This window comes from Mangrovibacter yixingensis (genome assembly GCF_020523985.1).
Taxonomy (GTDB): domain Bacteria; phylum Pseudomonadota; class Gammaproteobacteria; order Enterobacterales; family Enterobacteriaceae; genus Mangrovibacter; species Mangrovibacter yixingensis.
This window is the reverse complement of sequence record NZ_JAIVKM010000001.1, coordinates 237,640-253,246: the sequence shown is the minus strand read 5'-3', so window position 1 is coordinate 253,246 and position 15,607 is coordinate 237,640. Positions and strand designations below refer to the sequence as shown.

Annotated in this window: 12 protein-coding genes; 10 read left to right on the top strand and 2 right to left on the bottom strand. The window is 52.1% G+C overall.

Annotated elements, in window-relative coordinates; all coding sequences use genetic code 11:
* The first annotated feature begins 41 nt into the window (after positions 1 to 41).
* The 7 genes from hutW (at position 42) to LC084_RS01180 (ending at position 8,272) form a co-directional block, all read left to right on the top strand.
* A complete protein-coding gene (gene hutW, locus LC084_RS01210; protein WP_226571099.1) occupies positions 42 to 1,394 on the top strand; it encodes a heme anaerobic degradation radical SAM methyltransferase ChuW/HutW in 1,353 nt (450 codons plus the stop codon).
* Positions 1,391 to 1,879, top strand: coding sequence for a heme utilization cystosolic carrier protein HutX (gene hutX / locus LC084_RS01205; RefSeq protein ID WP_226568636.1), 489 nt, complete (start codon positions 1,391 to 1,393; stop codon positions 1,877 to 1,879). Before hutW ends, hutX begins: the two co-directional genes overlap by 4 nt.
* Before the next feature lie 290 nt (positions 1,880 to 2,169).
* Positions 2,170 to 4,542: a TonB-dependent receptor domain-containing protein gene (locus LC084_RS01200; protein WP_226568634.1), complete on the top strand. Its 2,373-nt coding sequence runs from the start codon at positions 2,170 to 2,172 to the stop codon at positions 4,540 to 4,542.
* Between the two features lie 92 nt (positions 4,543 to 4,634).
* A complete protein-coding gene (locus tag LC084_RS01195; protein ID WP_226568633.1) occupies positions 4,635 to 5,690 on the top strand; it encodes a hemin-degrading factor in 1,056 nt (351 codons plus the stop codon).
* Positions 5,687 to 6,505, top strand: a complete 819-nt coding sequence (locus tag LC084_RS01190) for a heme/hemin ABC transporter substrate-binding protein (protein WP_226568631.1) — start codon at positions 5,687 to 5,689, stop codon at positions 6,503 to 6,505. Before LC084_RS01195 ends, LC084_RS01190 begins: the two co-directional genes overlap by 4 nt.
* Before the next feature lie 32 nt (positions 6,506 to 6,537).
* On the top strand, positions 6,538 to 7,503 hold the full coding sequence (locus LC084_RS01185; RefSeq protein WP_226571098.1) for a FecCD family ABC transporter permease: 966 nt from the start codon (positions 6,538 to 6,540) through the stop codon (positions 7,501 to 7,503).
* Positions 7,493 to 8,272 carry a heme ABC transporter ATP-binding protein gene (locus LC084_RS01180; RefSeq protein WP_226568630.1) on the top strand — a complete coding sequence of 260 codons (780 nt, stop codon included), beginning with the start codon at positions 7,493 to 7,495 and terminating at the stop codon, positions 8,270 to 8,272. The genes LC084_RS01185 and LC084_RS01180 overlap by 11 nt, the downstream gene beginning before the upstream one ends.
* 137 nt (positions 8,273 to 8,409) lie before the next feature.
* Here the strand turns inward: LC084_RS01180 and LC084_RS01175 are convergent, their stop codons facing one another.
* A complete protein-coding gene (locus LC084_RS01175; RefSeq protein WP_226568628.1) occupies positions 8,410 to 9,504 on the bottom strand; it encodes a YncE family protein in 1,095 nt (364 codons plus the stop codon).
* Between the two features lie 395 nt (positions 9,505 to 9,899).
* On the opposite strand from LC084_RS01175, the gene fhuE reads away from it, so the two are divergent.
* A complete protein-coding gene (gene fhuE, locus LC084_RS01170) occupies positions 9,900 to 12,110 on the top strand; it encodes a ferric-rhodotorulic acid/ferric-coprogen receptor FhuE (protein ID WP_226568626.1) in 2,211 nt (736 codons plus the stop codon).
* 251 nt (positions 12,111 to 12,361) lie between these two features.
* On the top strand, positions 12,362 to 12,844 hold the full coding sequence (locus tag LC084_RS01165; RefSeq protein WP_226568625.1) for a cold-shock protein: 483 nt from the start codon (positions 12,362 to 12,364) through the stop codon (positions 12,842 to 12,844).
* Positions 12,845 to 12,923: 79 nt separating this feature from the next.
* Here LC084_RS01165 and LC084_RS01160 read toward each other — a convergent pair whose 3' ends face one another.
* Positions 12,924 to 14,096, bottom strand: a complete 1,173-nt coding sequence (locus LC084_RS01160; protein ID WP_226568623.1) for an ROK family transcriptional regulator — start codon at positions 14,094 to 14,096, stop codon at positions 12,924 to 12,926.
* A 311-nt stretch (positions 14,097 to 14,407) separates the two neighbouring features.
* Between LC084_RS01160 and LC084_RS01155 the strand changes: the two genes are divergently transcribed.
* The gene (locus LC084_RS01155; protein WP_404808345.1) at positions 14,408 to 15,607 is read left to right on the top strand and encodes an extracellular solute-binding protein; all 1,200 of its coding nucleotides are present in this window, start codon (positions 14,408 to 14,410) and stop codon (positions 15,605 to 15,607) included.

Genomic DNA, 15,607 nt, shown 5'->3' with positions numbered 1-15,607 from the left:
CAAATGAACACATAGCAAAAAGATGAAAATATCTATATATGTTGAAAAATAACTCAGTTCTGGACCTTACCCCCTGGTTTGCCCAGGCAGGCGGGCAACCGTTTGAAGACCGGAGTGCAACCATGCCCTGGCGCGGTTCAGCTCCAGTTGCCAAAGAGAAAGTACACGAAAGCTGGCAACACCTGATAAACCACCCTGCACCACCACGTAAACGGCTGGTTTATCTGCATATTCCTTTCTGTGCAACACATTGTACCTTCTGCGGATTTTACCAGAACCGTTACAATGAACAGCTTTGTGCACACTACACCGAGCGCTTATTGCAGGAAATAGAGCAGGAAGCAGACAGCGTATTGTGTCAGTCAGCACCTGTTCATGGCGTTTACTTTGGAGGAGGAACACCTTCTGCACTGGCTGCGGGTGATCTGGCACGTATCATTACCACCCTGCGTGAACGGTTGCCGCTGGCACCAGATTGTGAAATTACCATTGAAGGGCGGGTACTGAATTTCGATGATAATCGAATAGATGCTTGCCTGGATGCCGGTGCAAACCGTTTTTCCATTGGGATTCAGTCTTTTAACAGTAAAATTCGCAAAAAAATGGCCCGTACTGCCAGTGGCCCGGAAGCCGTTGCCTTTATGGAAAACCTTGTTCGCCGGGATAAGGCCGCTGTTGTCTGTGACTTAATGTTCGGCCTGCCCGGGCAGAATGCTGATAACTGGGGGCAAGACTTGACTATAGCCCGGGATATCGGGCTGGATGGTGTTGACCTCTATGCGCTCAACCTGTTTGCCGATACCCCGCTGGGCAAAGCAGTTGCCAATGGGCGCACTCAGGTAGCATCGCCTGCAGAGCGACGCGACCGTTACCTGCAGGGTTGTGATTTTATGCAACAGGCTGGCTGGCGCTGTATCAGCAACAGCCACTGGGCAGGCACTCCCCGTGAGCGCAATATCTATAACCTGCTGATAAAACAGGGAGCAGATTGTCTGGCATTTGGTGCCGGGGCTGGTGGCTCGGTGAACGGCTGGTCATGGATGAACCAGCGCAATCTGGACGCCTGGCATGGCATGGTTGCAGCCCACGCAAAGCCAGTCATGGTGATGATGCGCCCAATGGAAGCCAGTTACCAATGGCGGCATCAGCTCCAGGCTGCAGTCGAAACCGCACGTATCCCGCTGCCAGAACTGACGGCACACGCCAGTGAACTGGAACCATTATTACAACAGTGGCATCTCGCCGGGCTAACGCAGGATGCCTCAACCTGCATCCGGCTCACAAACGAAGGGCGTTTTTGGGCAAGCAATATCCTGCAAGCACTACAGGCTCTCCTCCCACAGTTAAATACCCAAACAACAGCCAATGAACAACCCGCACGGAGTGGTTTATGAGTCTCAATACATTAACGCAGTTTCTGGCAACTCAGCCGGAAGGCACACTGGAGTCTATCGCCAGCCAGTACAACACATCGCTCAGGGAGGTTATCAGCCATCTTCCCGGCGCGGTTATCGTACCAGGCAGCCATTTTGATAATATCTGGTCACAAGCGGGTGAATGGGGCACCGTTACCCTGCTGGTACATACCGAAGATGTTATTTTGGAATTTTCAGGGGTTCTGCCTTCAGGATTTCACCGCCAGGGGTATTTTAACCTGCGCGGCAAACAAGGTGTTTCAGGGCATATTCGGGCTGATAATTGCCATCACATAGCCTTTGTTGAACGCCGTTTTATGGGTATGGATACAGCCTCAATCCTGTTTCTCAATAGTACGGGAAACGCGATGTTCAAAATCTTTATTGGCCGGGACGAGCACAAACAGCTATTAACCGCCCAGCTCAATGCCTTTCGTACCCTGGCCCAGGCACTGAATGCCTGAAACCTGAAAACCGCATTTCTGTTGTTCAATAGTACCCGGCGACACTCACTGTAGCCGGGTACTGCTCTGTTATGTAAGTCTTTTCCACCGAAGCTCCCACAGCACCACGATGCAACCAACCGCAATGAGAATAATCCAATTACTGTATTGCATATGATAATCATAATTATTATCATTCACAAAAAATAACAATACGCGCGAATAGTCAGACTGGCCCTTACCCATTGGCGGGGTTACTGGAAGGAAGGCGTGAGCCGGATACTAATAAATGCTAAGGCTTACAAAACATTATGTATAAATCGCAATTTTTTCCGCACTGTTTCCGGAAAAGCATGCTGGCGACATCGCTACTCGCAGCGCTGTACCACACCTCTGTTCTGGCATCAGACACCGGTACAGCTACAACCAACGCCACAGAGACAAAACAAGATACCGCTGAAAAAATGGTAGTAACCGCTCCTGCTCCGGCACAAAAAGCGGGCAGCAATCATTCAGTCAGTGCTCAGGAATTACAGAATAAAGGCGCAAATGACTTTGGCTCTGTAATGCGCTATGAACCCTTAATCAGCGCAACAGGTGCCAGTGGTGGTTCCGGTAATGGTAAAAGCGGTTTCGACCGCGGCGGCTATACTGGCTACAACATTCGGGGTCTGGAGAGTAACCGTGTTGGTATTGATGTGGACGGGATCCCACAACCTGATGCCACCGGGCGCAGTTATGTTAGCCGCGCCGGGCTGAATACCTTTGGCATTGGCCGCGATTATATCGACCCTTACATGTACGGCAGTGTCGATATTGAATCCGGAGCAACAGCAACCGACCAGGCGAATACCTCAATTGGGGGAAATGTCTCTTTCCGGCCGAAATCCGCAGATGATTACCTGCATCCAGGTAAAGAAACCTATTTCGGTTACCAAAGTGATTATGACTCAGCAGACCGTAGCTGGCACAACGGGATAACCAGCGCCGCAGGGGATGATAACCTGCGTGGCGTGTTTGTTTACAGCCGCCGCGATGGGCAAGAAACACGCAATAACAGCGGGACACTCAGTGCTTACCCGGCTAACTGGCATTCAGATGCCATGATGGCATCGGGAATTTGGCAACCCAACGACCAGCACAAGTTTACCGGTACGCTGGATTACTACCATAAAACCAATCATACCCACTACGATGCATGGAACAGCAGTGGCAGTTCCGTGATTGGCACCGCAGCCCAGACCAGCGAAACTCGCCGCTGGGGCCTCAGCCTGAAAGATGACTGGACACCAATGAATGACTGGCTGGACAGCATGTCCACCAAAGTTTATTACCAGCACACTGAAGCCCATGACAACACTTACATGCCAGACAGTGTCACCGCCACCATGGAGACGGTAAATTCCAACTACGATACCGACACCTGGGGTATCCAGAACGCGCTGGCAAAAACCATTGGCCGCCACGACCTGAGTGCCGGATTTAATGCCAGCACCACGCAAACCAAACGCCCGTTCAGCCAGAATCCGTTGCCCAGTGTTTACAGCGAGATAATGCAACCTGAAGCCGACAGCCGTAGCTACACGCTGGGCGCGTTCATGCAGGATCAGATCAACTTCACTCCAGACGGGCACCATTTTGCCATTATTCCTGGCGTGCGCGTGGTTCATCAGTCAATCAAGCCAGAAAACCTCTCCAGCCTGACCAGCAACAGCACAGTACTGGATGAATCAGAAGTGGCTGCTTTATATGGCAAAAACTCAGACACCCAGTTACTGCCGTCACTGACATTCCAGTACGACATTACTCCGCGCCTGATGACTTACCTGCAATATAAACGCGGTGCAGAGTTCCCGAACGCCAGCCAGTTGTACGGTTCATGGAATATGGGTTCCAGCTACGCAGGCAGCCAGCAATATGCACTGGTGGGGAATACTGATTTAAAAACTGAAACCAGTAATAACTTCGAACTGGGCCTGAAAGGCGAAGTGACTGAAGGTGTCACGCTGCATACTGCCATGTTCTACAACAGCTATAAAAACTTTATCGCTTATACCCGTTACACCCGCTCAGGTAATGCAGCCAAATTCACTAATGTACCGTCCAACATCTATACCATTTACCAGGCTGAGAACCGCGATAAAGCTTATATATGGGGCGGGGAAATTAGCGCAAAAATTAACTATGGCACCTGGTTTGAGCAAGTGGATGGCCTGAGCACCACGCTGGCACTGGGTTATACCGAAGGGAAATCCAAATCCAGCTACCTGGGCGACAAATATGTAGACCTGGACAGCGTAGCGCCAATGAAAGCAGTGATTGGGGTGGCATGGGACGACCCGGCAAAACGTTACGGTACAGCCCTTACGGCCACTTTTGTGAAAGGCAAACGCGCAACGGCCACCAACCGGGAGTCTTACACCAACACCGGCTCAGCGATTACCAGCGCCAGCAGCGAATATATGCGGGTGCCGGGTTATGGCCTGCTGGACTGGACCGCGTGGTGGAAAGTGGCAGAGCACGTCAAAATCCGTGGTGGGGTCTATAACATCACAGACCGTAAATACTGGGATTACCTGAGCAGCAGAACCATTGAGGAATCAACCGCACAGGATGCTTACGACAAAGCATTAGCCGTAATGCCCGGGCGTACCTGGCAATTGGGCGTGAACGTGGATTTCTAATTCCATCACCATTATTTCAACTTTATTCGCAGGGGATCCTGCCCCCCGGTATCGCTGCCGGGGGTATTTACTTTCACACAGAGAATAAAAATATGCCTGCATTACTGACACCCGATTTCGCTGCCATCTGGCAAGAATATCAGGCAATAAAAAACCATGAGCCGGGGAAATACGCCCGGGATATCGCCAGTACGCTGTCTGTTAGCGAAGCTGAACTCGCCTGTGCCCGTGTGGGGCACGATGCCGTGCGACTGTGTGGTGAAATCGCCGATATCATCGCCGCGCTGGAAACCGTTGGTGAAACAAAATGTATTTGCCGCAATAACTGGGCCGTTCACGAGCAATTGGGCAGTTTTACCAACCAACGTATCGGTGAGCATGCCGGTTTAGTGCTTAACCCACGCGCCCTGGATTTACGCCTGTTTTTGAACCACTGGGCCAGTGTTTTCCTCCTGCGTGAACAGGGGCTGCACGGGGTACGCCAGAGTATTCAATTTTTTGATGCACAAGGCGATGCCATTTTAAAAGTCTGGGCCACGGCACAAACCCGCATGGTGGAATGGAGCGCACTGGTAGCCCGTTTTACAGCACAGGACCCCATGGCGTTGACCATCAGCGCAGCAGAAACTGCACAGTACGCACAACAAGCCGATGGCGTGGCGGTGGACCAGGAATGGCGAGCGCTCACAGATGTGCATCAGTTCTTTGGCCTGTTGAAAAAACACCGGATTTCACGCCAGCAGGCTTTTCGTCTGGTGGGCAATGATCTCGCCTGCCAGGTCAGCAACACCGCCCTGCCCACTCTGCTGGAAACCGTTTTACAGCAAGGGAACGAAATTATGATTTTTGTCGGTAACCGCGGGTGCGTGCAAATTTTCACCGGGAAACTCGAAAAGCTGGCACCGATGAAAGGCTGGTTCAACATTTTCAATGAACGCTTCACGCTACACCTGGATGATGCCGCAATTGCAGAAAGCTGGGTTACGCGCAAACCCACCGCGGATGGGCATGTCACCAGTCTGGAGCTGTTTGCTGAAGATGGCACACAAATCGCGCAGTTGTATGGTCAGCGCAGAGAGGGGGAACCAGAACAGGCACTGTGGCGTGAGCAAGTGGACGCACTGTGCAAGGCAGGAACTGTGGTATGAAAAAATATCTGTTGTTATTGATGGTTGTGCCTTTTTGGGTGTTATCTGCCACTCCCCGGGTGATTACGCTGGGCGGAGACATTACCGAAATAGCCTGGGCACTGGGTGCGCAGGCTGAACTGGTTGGGCGAGACACCACCAGCACCTGGCCTGAGGCGGCGAACAAACTGCCGGATGTCGGTTATGTCCGTCAGTTGAATACCGAAGGTATTTTGTCACTTCACCCAACGCTGGTGCTGGCAGGAAGCCAGGCACAACCGTCATCGGTATTGAATACCGTTGCGGAAAACCATGTCAGGGTCGTCACTGTTCCCGGCGATAACACACTGTCTGCTATCGACCAAAAAATTGCTGTGGTAGCCGCCGCACTGGGAAAAACCGCTCCGGGCGAAAAATTACGCCGGCATCTGGCTGCTGAAATTGCCGCACTGCCCACAGCCCCGCTAAACAAACAGGTGCTGTTCTTATTGAGCCACGGAGGTATGGGAACCCAGGTCGCAGGGCAGGAAACTGCGGCAGACAGCGCCATTCGTGCCGCTGGCCTGCAAAATGCCATGCAGGGTTTCACCCACTACCGTGGTTTGTCTCAGGAAGGGATTATTGCCAGCAAACCAGACTTAATTGTTATTTCCGCTGATGGCCTGAAAAGTCTGGGGGGTGAAGCCGGTTTGTGGAAACTCCCGGGTCTGGCGGAAACCCCCGCAGGGCGCAATAAACAAGTGCTGTTCGTAGATGATATGGCACTACTCGGTTTCGGCCTGCGTACCCCGCAGGCACTGCTGGCGTTGCGCCATAAAGCGGAGCAACTCCCGTGAACCAACGGGCTGTGACCTGGGCATTATGGGGAATGGTATTGCTTCTGCTGGGGCTGACACTGTTTGCCACCACGCAGGGTGCAATGTCATTGCCCTTAAGGCAGTTATGGCAACCGGGCGCAGAGGCTCTGCGCCAAATATGGCTGACCGTGCGCCTTCCGCGAGTGCTTCTGGCTTTACTCCTTGGTGCAGCACTGGCCGCCTCTGGCTGCGTGATGCAGGGGTTGTTTCGCAACCCGCTGGCTGACCCGGGGTTGTTGGGGATTAGCAGCGGTAGCGCACTCGCTGTTGCCTGCTGGCTGGTTTTACCCCTGCATGTTCCTGCCTGGATAGCACTATGGATGCCTGTCGTGGCAGCATTTATCGGTAGTCTGGCCGTTATGCTGGTCATTTTCCTCCTTAGCCAGGCTCAGGATAATGCGATGTCGCGTTTGCTGCTGGTCGGGCTTGCCATTAATGCACTGTGTGGCGCAGCTGTCGGCCTGCTGTCCTGGATAAGCAGCGACTCTCAACTACGCCAGCTTTCCCAGTGGGGCATGGGCAGTCTCGGCCAGGCGCAATGGGCAAGCCTGGCCGTGGCTGCCGTATTTATTGTGCCGTCGGCCATCGTTATCAGTCTGGCCCGTCGCCAACTGGACTTACTGCAACTGGGAGAAGAAGAAGCTCACTACCTGGGTGTCAATGTGCCGCAGTTGCAACGAATACTTCTGCTTTCCAGTGCGTTGTTAGTGGCGGCCTCTGTTGCTGTCAGCGGTATTATTGGGTTTATTGGCCTGGTTATACCGCACTTGATACGAATGTGGCTGGGGCCGAACCACCGGGCTCTGGTGCCGGGTTCACTCCTTGCCGGGGCAATGCTGTTGCTGGTTGCCGATACGGCCGCTCGCACACTGGTGGCTCCGGCAGAAATGCCGGTTGGGCTGATTACCAGCCTGCTGGGAGCCCCCTGGTTTTTATGGCTTATTTTTCGCCAGAGGAGCATTGGCCGTGAGTGGTAGCTTAATTGCGAAAAACCTGCGCATACAGCGGGAAGCTCGCTGGCTGGTTGATGATATTTCTCTGGAACTCAAGCCCGGGGAGCGAGTGGCATTAATCGGCCCGAACGGGGCGGGAAAATCGACACTATTGCGCCTGCTTACCGGTTATCTGCCAGCAGAAAACGGAGAGTTACTGTTAGCAGGCCAGCCGCTTTCTGGCTGGCCTGCACAAGCGCTTTCTCGCCAGCGGGCAGTTATGTTGCAACATACCCGAGGGCTGGCAAACTGGCCAGTGGCGGCGGTAGTGGCAATGGGGCGCGCGCCCTGGGGGCCACAACATGAACACAGTATAGTGCAGCAAGTGCTGGCGCTTACCGGTTGCGATACGTTTGCCAACCGGCTGTGTGGCACATTATCGGGTGGTGAACAACAGCGTGTGCAACTGGCTCGTTGCCTGGCACAACTATGGCATAATGGCGCACCACAAGGCTGGTTGTTCCTTGATGAACCTACGTCAGCCCTGGATCTACGCTATCAGCAGCACCTGATGCGCCTGCTGAAAACCCTCACTTCGGGGGAGAACTTGCATGTTTTCACAGTGCTGCACGACCTGAATCTGGCTGCACTGTGGGCCAGCCGGGTGTTGTTGATGCACCAGGGGAAACTGGTTGCACAAGGGACACCGGAGGCTGTTATTCAGGCACCAATAATTAACCGCTGGTATGGCGCAGATGTGCAGGTGAGTGAACATCCAAAGGAAGGTACTCCGCAGGTATTTTTGTGTTCATAAGCGCTGTGCATTCAGGGTGATCAGTTGCCTGGGGAATTAACTGGTCAAAGTAAAACCTGCCAGGTTCGGCAAGAAACTGGCAGATGTGCAAAGGTATTCAGGGTGGCTGTTCATGTTTAGCAGCCGCACCCCATCTGTTACTTCAGCGCAATACGCACCACGCTGTCTTTACCCGGTGTTGAATTGTCCTTATTAAACGGTTGCTTGAGTGTAACGTACAAGGTGTTACCGTCCGGTGAGACCAGCAGGCTGTTAGGATTAGTGTCGAATGACCAGCTGTGCTTCACAGCATAAGTCGTGGCATCCAGTTGCAAAACCTTCTTCGTTTCGCGCTGAGAAATGTAGATTTCATTACGCTGTGCATTGAATTTAATCCCCAGTGCATCGCCCGGAATACGTTTAATGACCCGGCCAGTATGCTCATCAAAGACCAGTGTGGTTTTCCCCTGAGAATTATCGGTTACAAATAAACGCCCGGTGGCCGGGTCCTCCGCCATATTCAGGAAGAGATATTTTTTGCTATCACCCGCTGTCCAACGGTGCTCTATTTTGTGGGTTCGGGGGTTAATCACCAGAATATCACCATCGCCATTCGCAGCGTACACAACCCCCATTGAGGGTGAGTAGAGCAAACCGGTTACCCACTTCCCGGCATGTTGAATAGTGCCAGCCAGTTTGAAAGTGCGGGTATCCACAATGGAAATAAAGCCTGGGTCAGCCACCCGGCTTACGTACAAATTATGCCCCTGCAATAGCAATTCGCGCGCGCCCGGCAAATCACCATCTTTGTCTTTCTTCCCACCTAAATTTAACCGCTGCAACACCTTACCGCTGCGGGCATCAACTTTAGAAATAGTGCCATCAAGGGAGTTAGAGGTATAGAAAACAGCACCTGCGTCATCAGCAGCCATACCAAAGTTTTTCAGGTCGGTATGTGTTTCCCCTTCCGTGGCAAGCGTAACCGGGTTCAGGCGATAGATAACCCCGCCATTAACATTTTTAAAGCTCTGAGCACTGGCAACATATAACGCATCAGCCACTGGCGAATAGGCCATTTCATATAAGCCATCGCCCACTTCGCGCTGAGTCACTTGCGGGTATACAGGCTTAGCAGCCACAGCAGGCGTGGGAACCGCAGTTTTTTCAGGCTGATGCTGGCAGGCAGTAAGGGCAAGGGTGGCGGCAATTAGCGTGGCAATACCGCTTTTGGGCAGACTGCAAAACGATTTCATTCCAGGCTCCATTAATCAATGCCCGGTACTATCTGGCCCCAGGCAATACAGGCACAAAAAAGAGAATGAGAATCATACGCGTTAGAATGCAATTAGCAAACATCAGGTAAAACAGGTATCAGCAGCCAGGCAGCATGCAATAACCAGGCATAGCCCACTGTCAAAAAATCCACAAAATAACAAATACACTAAATAAATCAATTTGTTATAAAACACATTCCTCATTCATCATTCTGAAATAAACAATTACACATTTCATGCAAATAATTTTACGAATAATAAAGAAAATAATTATCATTCAACCTCTCATAATGAGCCTGCTATGTGCTCACCAGGACTGATGCAGCAAATAACAAAGCTGTGCAGCGGCAATACAACTTTTGGACGGGGATATTATGTCGTTTAATCACAGGAAACCGGGAAAACCGATTCTTCAACCCAGATTCACGCTTTCTCTTCTCGCACTGGCAATTCATACATTGTTCAACCCAACCCAGGCCATTGCGGCAGACAACACCACAACAGACACAGCCAGCAACGAACAAACCATGGTGGTCAATGCCACAACAAAGAAAGACACAGCTTCCCAGGAAAGCAAGGATTACCAGGTTAAAACCACGCGGGCTGGCACCAAACTGCTACTGACTCCGCGAGACGTTCCGCAGTCGCTCAGTGTGGTGACACAGCAACGTATGCAAGACCAGCAACTGCAAACCATCAATGACGTTCTTAGCAATACCACAGGGATCACAACCCAACAGGACGACAGCGAGCGCTCTTATTACTACTCACGCGGCTTCCAAATCACGAATTTCACCTACGATGGTATTCCCACCAGCATGGGTGACGCCTGGAATTTTGGTGATGCCGCATCCGATACCGCCATTTACGACCGCATTGAAGTGGTGCGCGGGGCGACCGGGCTGATGACCGGGGCTGGCAGCCCGGCGGCTTCAGTTAACATGGTGCGTAAACATGCCGACAGTAAAACATTCACCGGTAACCTCACCGCCAGCTATGGCAGTTGGAATAAACAACGCTATGTAGCTGATATCAGCACACCGTTAAATGATTCCGGAACGATTCGTGGCCGTGTCATCGCAGGGTATCAGGATCAGGACAGTTGGCTGGACCGTTACCATAAAAACACCAAGTTTTTATATGGTGTTGTCGATGCAGACCTGAATGACAGTACCACTCTGTCTCTGGCCTGGGATTACCAGGATGCAGACACACGGGATCCGACCTGGGGCGGAAACCCTGTCTTCTACAGCAACAGCTCATTGACCCACTACCGGCGCAGCCTGAACTCTTCGGCAGACTGGACGTATTACCACACCACCGTGCGTAAAGTTTATGCCGACCTGACACATAACTTTGATAACGGATGGTCCTTCCGCCTGAACGGTACCCACGCTGAAAATACCTTCAGTGATAAATTGCTGTATGTGGGTTACCTCTCTGCGCCAAATGAGCAAACCGGGGAAGGTGCCGATGGATTTGGCAGTATGGACCGGGGCAAACGTGAGCAAACATCAGTGGATGGTTATGCCAGTGGCCCATTCGAACTGTTCGGGCGGCAACACCAGCTAATGGCAGGCCTCACGTATAGCCGCCAGCATAACTCCACCTACAGCCGGGATGGGGTTACCGATGAAGACGCTTATGACATGGCAACCAGCGATATCGGTATTTTCAACAATAGCTGGAATGGCGACATCGCTGAACCAAACTGGAGCGACTGGTATGCAAACGCTAATGATGTCGTGCGGCAGAAATCCGCTTATACCGCAGCGCGCTTTTCACTGGCCGACCCGTTATCGCTGATTGTGGGTGCCCGCTACACCCAGTACAGTACCATTGGCAGCAGCGGTGATATGAAAAAGAACAACACCACGCCTTATGCCGGTGTGGTGTATGACATTAACGACACCTGGTCTGCTTATGCCAGCTATACCTCGATTTTTCAGCCGCAAACTTACCGGGACACCAGTGGGCACTACCTGGCCCCGGTTACCGGGAAAAGTTACGAAACCGGGCTGAAATCCGCCTGGCTTGATGGCCGACTGACCGCAACTATGGCTCTCTTTCGCATTGAACAAAACAATGTCGGCCAGGAAGTCAGTGGTTCTTATGTGAATAACAGCAGTGAGCAGGCGTATGTAGCCACAAAAGGCGCACGCAGCAAGGGCGCGGAATTTGAACTGAATGGAGCGCTTACCGATAACCTGCAAATGACGTTCGGCGCAACACGTTATGTGGCCAGAGATTCCGATGGCCGTTATAACCCGGATCAACCCCAAACCAGCTTTAAACTTTTCGCCAGCTACAATGTCCCAGAACTTCCCGCCCTTACGCTGGGTGGCGGTGTCAACTGGCAAAACCGCGTCTTTGAAGATGTCAGCGCGCCAGATGGCACAACCAAACGCGTGTACCAGGGAAGTTACCCGCTGGCTAACTTGTTTGCTCGTTATCAGGTGACCAAACAAGTTTCTGTGCAGGGGAACATCAGCAACTTGTTCGACCGCAAATACTATGCGTACATGAACAACTATGTTTATGGTGAGCCACGCAACATGTCGGTGAGTGTCACCTGGCAGTTCTGAATATTAGCTGTTTAAGATAACCACAGCCCTTGCAGACTCGGGGCTGTGGCCTGCCAGATTGGATCTGTACTTCCGGGGCGCCATACACCGTTTTTTGATGTTCTGCCCAAAACTCCCGCGAATATTTGTTGTTCACCCTCGCCTTTACGCAAGATAACAGCCAGACTTAAACCAAAGACGTAGTCTGCCCGAGCATTGTGCTTTACACTGCGCGCTGCGAAATTGAGTGAACAACCTGTAAGTAAGCGGTAATGACCATGAAAGGAACAATCACAACCTGGTTCCAGGACAAAGGTTTTGGGTTTATCAAAGATGAAAACGGCGACAACCGCTATTTCCATGTCATCAAGGTATCTAACCCAGAACTGATTAAGAAAGATGCGGCGGTAACCTTTGAGCCAGGCACCAATAACAAAGGGTTATCAGCCTTCGCGGTGAAAGTGGCACCAGAGAGCAAACACCTGTATATCGCCGGTGAGCGCGTGAAACTCACCTCGATTAAGTCTTACCTGGTTTACAGTGAAGAAGAGCCTGCCGACACCCGGATTGATAAAGAAAATGCGGTGCTGTCTGTCGGCATACTGATGAACAGCATCAGGCCAAAATCGGCACAAAAAACCGGTGAGATGCGTTCAGTGAAAAAACTGGTGATCACCACTTTTCAGGGAACCACGCTGATCTTCACAGAAGATGAAATCGACATTGATGCAACAGTGAAAATGCTCAAAGTCTGACGCGTTCAGCGCCGGGGCAGAAATATCTGCCCCGGCTCCCACTCTGGTGTTTTCCCTGGACGCCTGAACCCGCCAGCACCTACTTCATCAGCACCTGAAATTGTGGGTTAAACTCATCAAAAATCGGCAGGGCTGCCGCCCCAAGCGCTGCAGTGTCCATGCCAGACATCCCCATTTTCACCCGCATGCCATCCAGGTAACGCCCGCGTACCGACTGGTAAAACGGTGGCAGACGTGCCAGCACTTTCTCCAGCAATGGTGCAGGCATCATGCCCCCCACCACCACGGTTTGCGCATCAAAAATACACTCCAGCATATTAATCGCCTGGCGTAACGGCGGCAGCGCCGTCTCTACCCAGCAGTCAAACAGCGCATCATCCACCGCCAGCAAGTCATCGGGCAGCGCCTGGTAAGGGTCAAGGCCGCAAAACTCATACGCTGCTTGCAAAGAGACATAGCGCTCAAGGCAACCATGGTTCCCGCAATAACAGGCCTTACCACCTGGCTGAACCACTATGTGCCCCACTTCCCCTGCATTATGCTCATGGCCAGAGTAGATATGCCCATCGGTAAAAATTCCGGCCCCCAGGCCAGTACCAATATACAAGTAGATAAATGAACTGAGTTGGCGGGCTACGCCATGGAAACGCTCACCGATTGCCGCAACCGTGGCATCATTCTCCAGCGTCACCGGCAGCCCAATCAGCGCCGAGAGCGTAGCGGCGACATCAACATGCTGCCAGCCATTCAGTGTTGTCGGCCCGGCAGAAGAAATCCCTTCCACACCAAATGGACCAGGCATTACTACTCCGGCACCCAGCACTTTTTGCCAGTCCAGCCCCGGTAAGGCTTTTATCTCATCAATAACCGCCATAATGCGCGCAAATGTGGCATCGGGCTGGGGCTTTTGCACCATAATGAGCCGCCGGAAATGAATTTCACCGGCCAAATCCACCAGCACGATAATTAACGTCTGGTGATCCAAATGGATCCCAACGGACCAGGCACTGGCCGGGTTCAGGCTGACCGGAACAGCCGGTTGGCCACGCCCGGAAACTTTTCGTGGCGCATGGCTGAGTAAAATTTCTGCCTGTTGTAGTTCCGCCACAATATTTGAAACGGTTTGCGGTGTCAGAGCGGTAAGCCGCGCCAGCTCTGCCCGTGTCAGCTCACCGTGCAACCGAATGGTTTCAATAACCACTCGCCGGTTGTGCGCACGCGCGTGTTCAAGGTTGGTTCCTGAGGTTTTCATCTGTTCCTTTCCTGGCGGCCCTGCGGGCAGTATCTTCTGCCCCCTGGCGGATAGCAACGGTTAAGCAAGCTTTGTGCCCTGTTCATTGGCTGGCATAAAGTTTGCTTAAAGCTTAATCAGTGAAGGCGAAGTCAGCCGGACCTTTTTGTCATCCTGATTAAATCAATCAAATTGATTTAATAAATCATAAACGGTTTTACGCTCTGACACCCGGTTGCACACAGCAAAAGAAAGCAACCCAGGTAACAGGGCTGGGGGAGAACACCATGCGTCACCACAATACACACCGCTTGCGTCTGAGCCTGCTGGCAATGCTCGCAGTTTGTACCAGCGCCACGGCTGCCACACAAATCAACGCCTTGTTTATGACCCAGGCGGCCTACAGCGAAAACGATATTCGTGCCATGACCAGTGATTTCCAAAAACAGCACCCGGATATTCACGTCAACCTGGAGTTTGTGCCTTATGAAGCGCTGCATGACAAAATCGTCGCGGCACGTGGTGCTGGCACCAACGGCTACGATGTGGTGCTGTTTGATGCCATCTGGCCGGCAGAATTTACCCGCTTTAACCTGCTGCAAGATGTCAGCACACGTATCCCCGATGCTGAACGTGAAAAGATTTTCCCTGGTGCGATGAACACCGTGGTTTACAAAGGGAAAACGCTGGGTATGCCGTGGATTCTGGATACCAAATATCTCTACTACAACAAAGCCATGCTCAGTAAAGCCGGGATAACCCAGCCGCCAGCCACCTGGCAGCAGGTGATGGACGATGCAAAAATCATTAAAGACAAAGGCATTGTGAAATACCCGCTGGTCTGGAGTTGGTCACAGTCTGAAGCGCTGGTGTGTGATTACACCACTTTGGTATCGGGATTTGGCGGCAGTTTCTATCACAACGACAAACTGGATTTCAGCTCCCCGGCTTCGCTGGCGGCACTGAAGCTGATGAAAAGCTCGCTGGATGAAGGCCTGACTAACCCGGCTTCACGGGAATACCTTGAGGAAGATGTTCGTAAAGCCTTCTCTAATGGTGATGCCGCATTCGCCCTGAACTGGACCTACATGTACAACATGGCAAATGACCCGAAACAGAGCAAAGTAGCGGGTGATGTCGCGATTATGCCTGCCCCAGGCGATGCGCCAGGCAAAGCCGGTGCGGTAAATGGTTCGATGGGCTTAGGTATCACTCAAGGCAGCCAGCATCCGGAACAGGCATGGCAGTTTATCAGCTATATCACCTCGCAACCGGTACAGGATAAATACGCCAAACTGAGCCTGCCCATCTGGAAAGCATCTTATACCGACCCGGCAGTCGCTCAGGGCCAGGAAAGCCTGATTAAAGCCGCCGATACTTCTTTGAATGTCATGCTTTCCCGCCCGGAAACGGCAGACTATTCACGCCTGTCTAATACCTTGCAGCAACAACTCCAGGCGGTATTACAAGGCAAAGCAACACCACAAGACGCTATGAAAGCCGTAGATAAAAGCGCGGCACGTCTGCGTTAA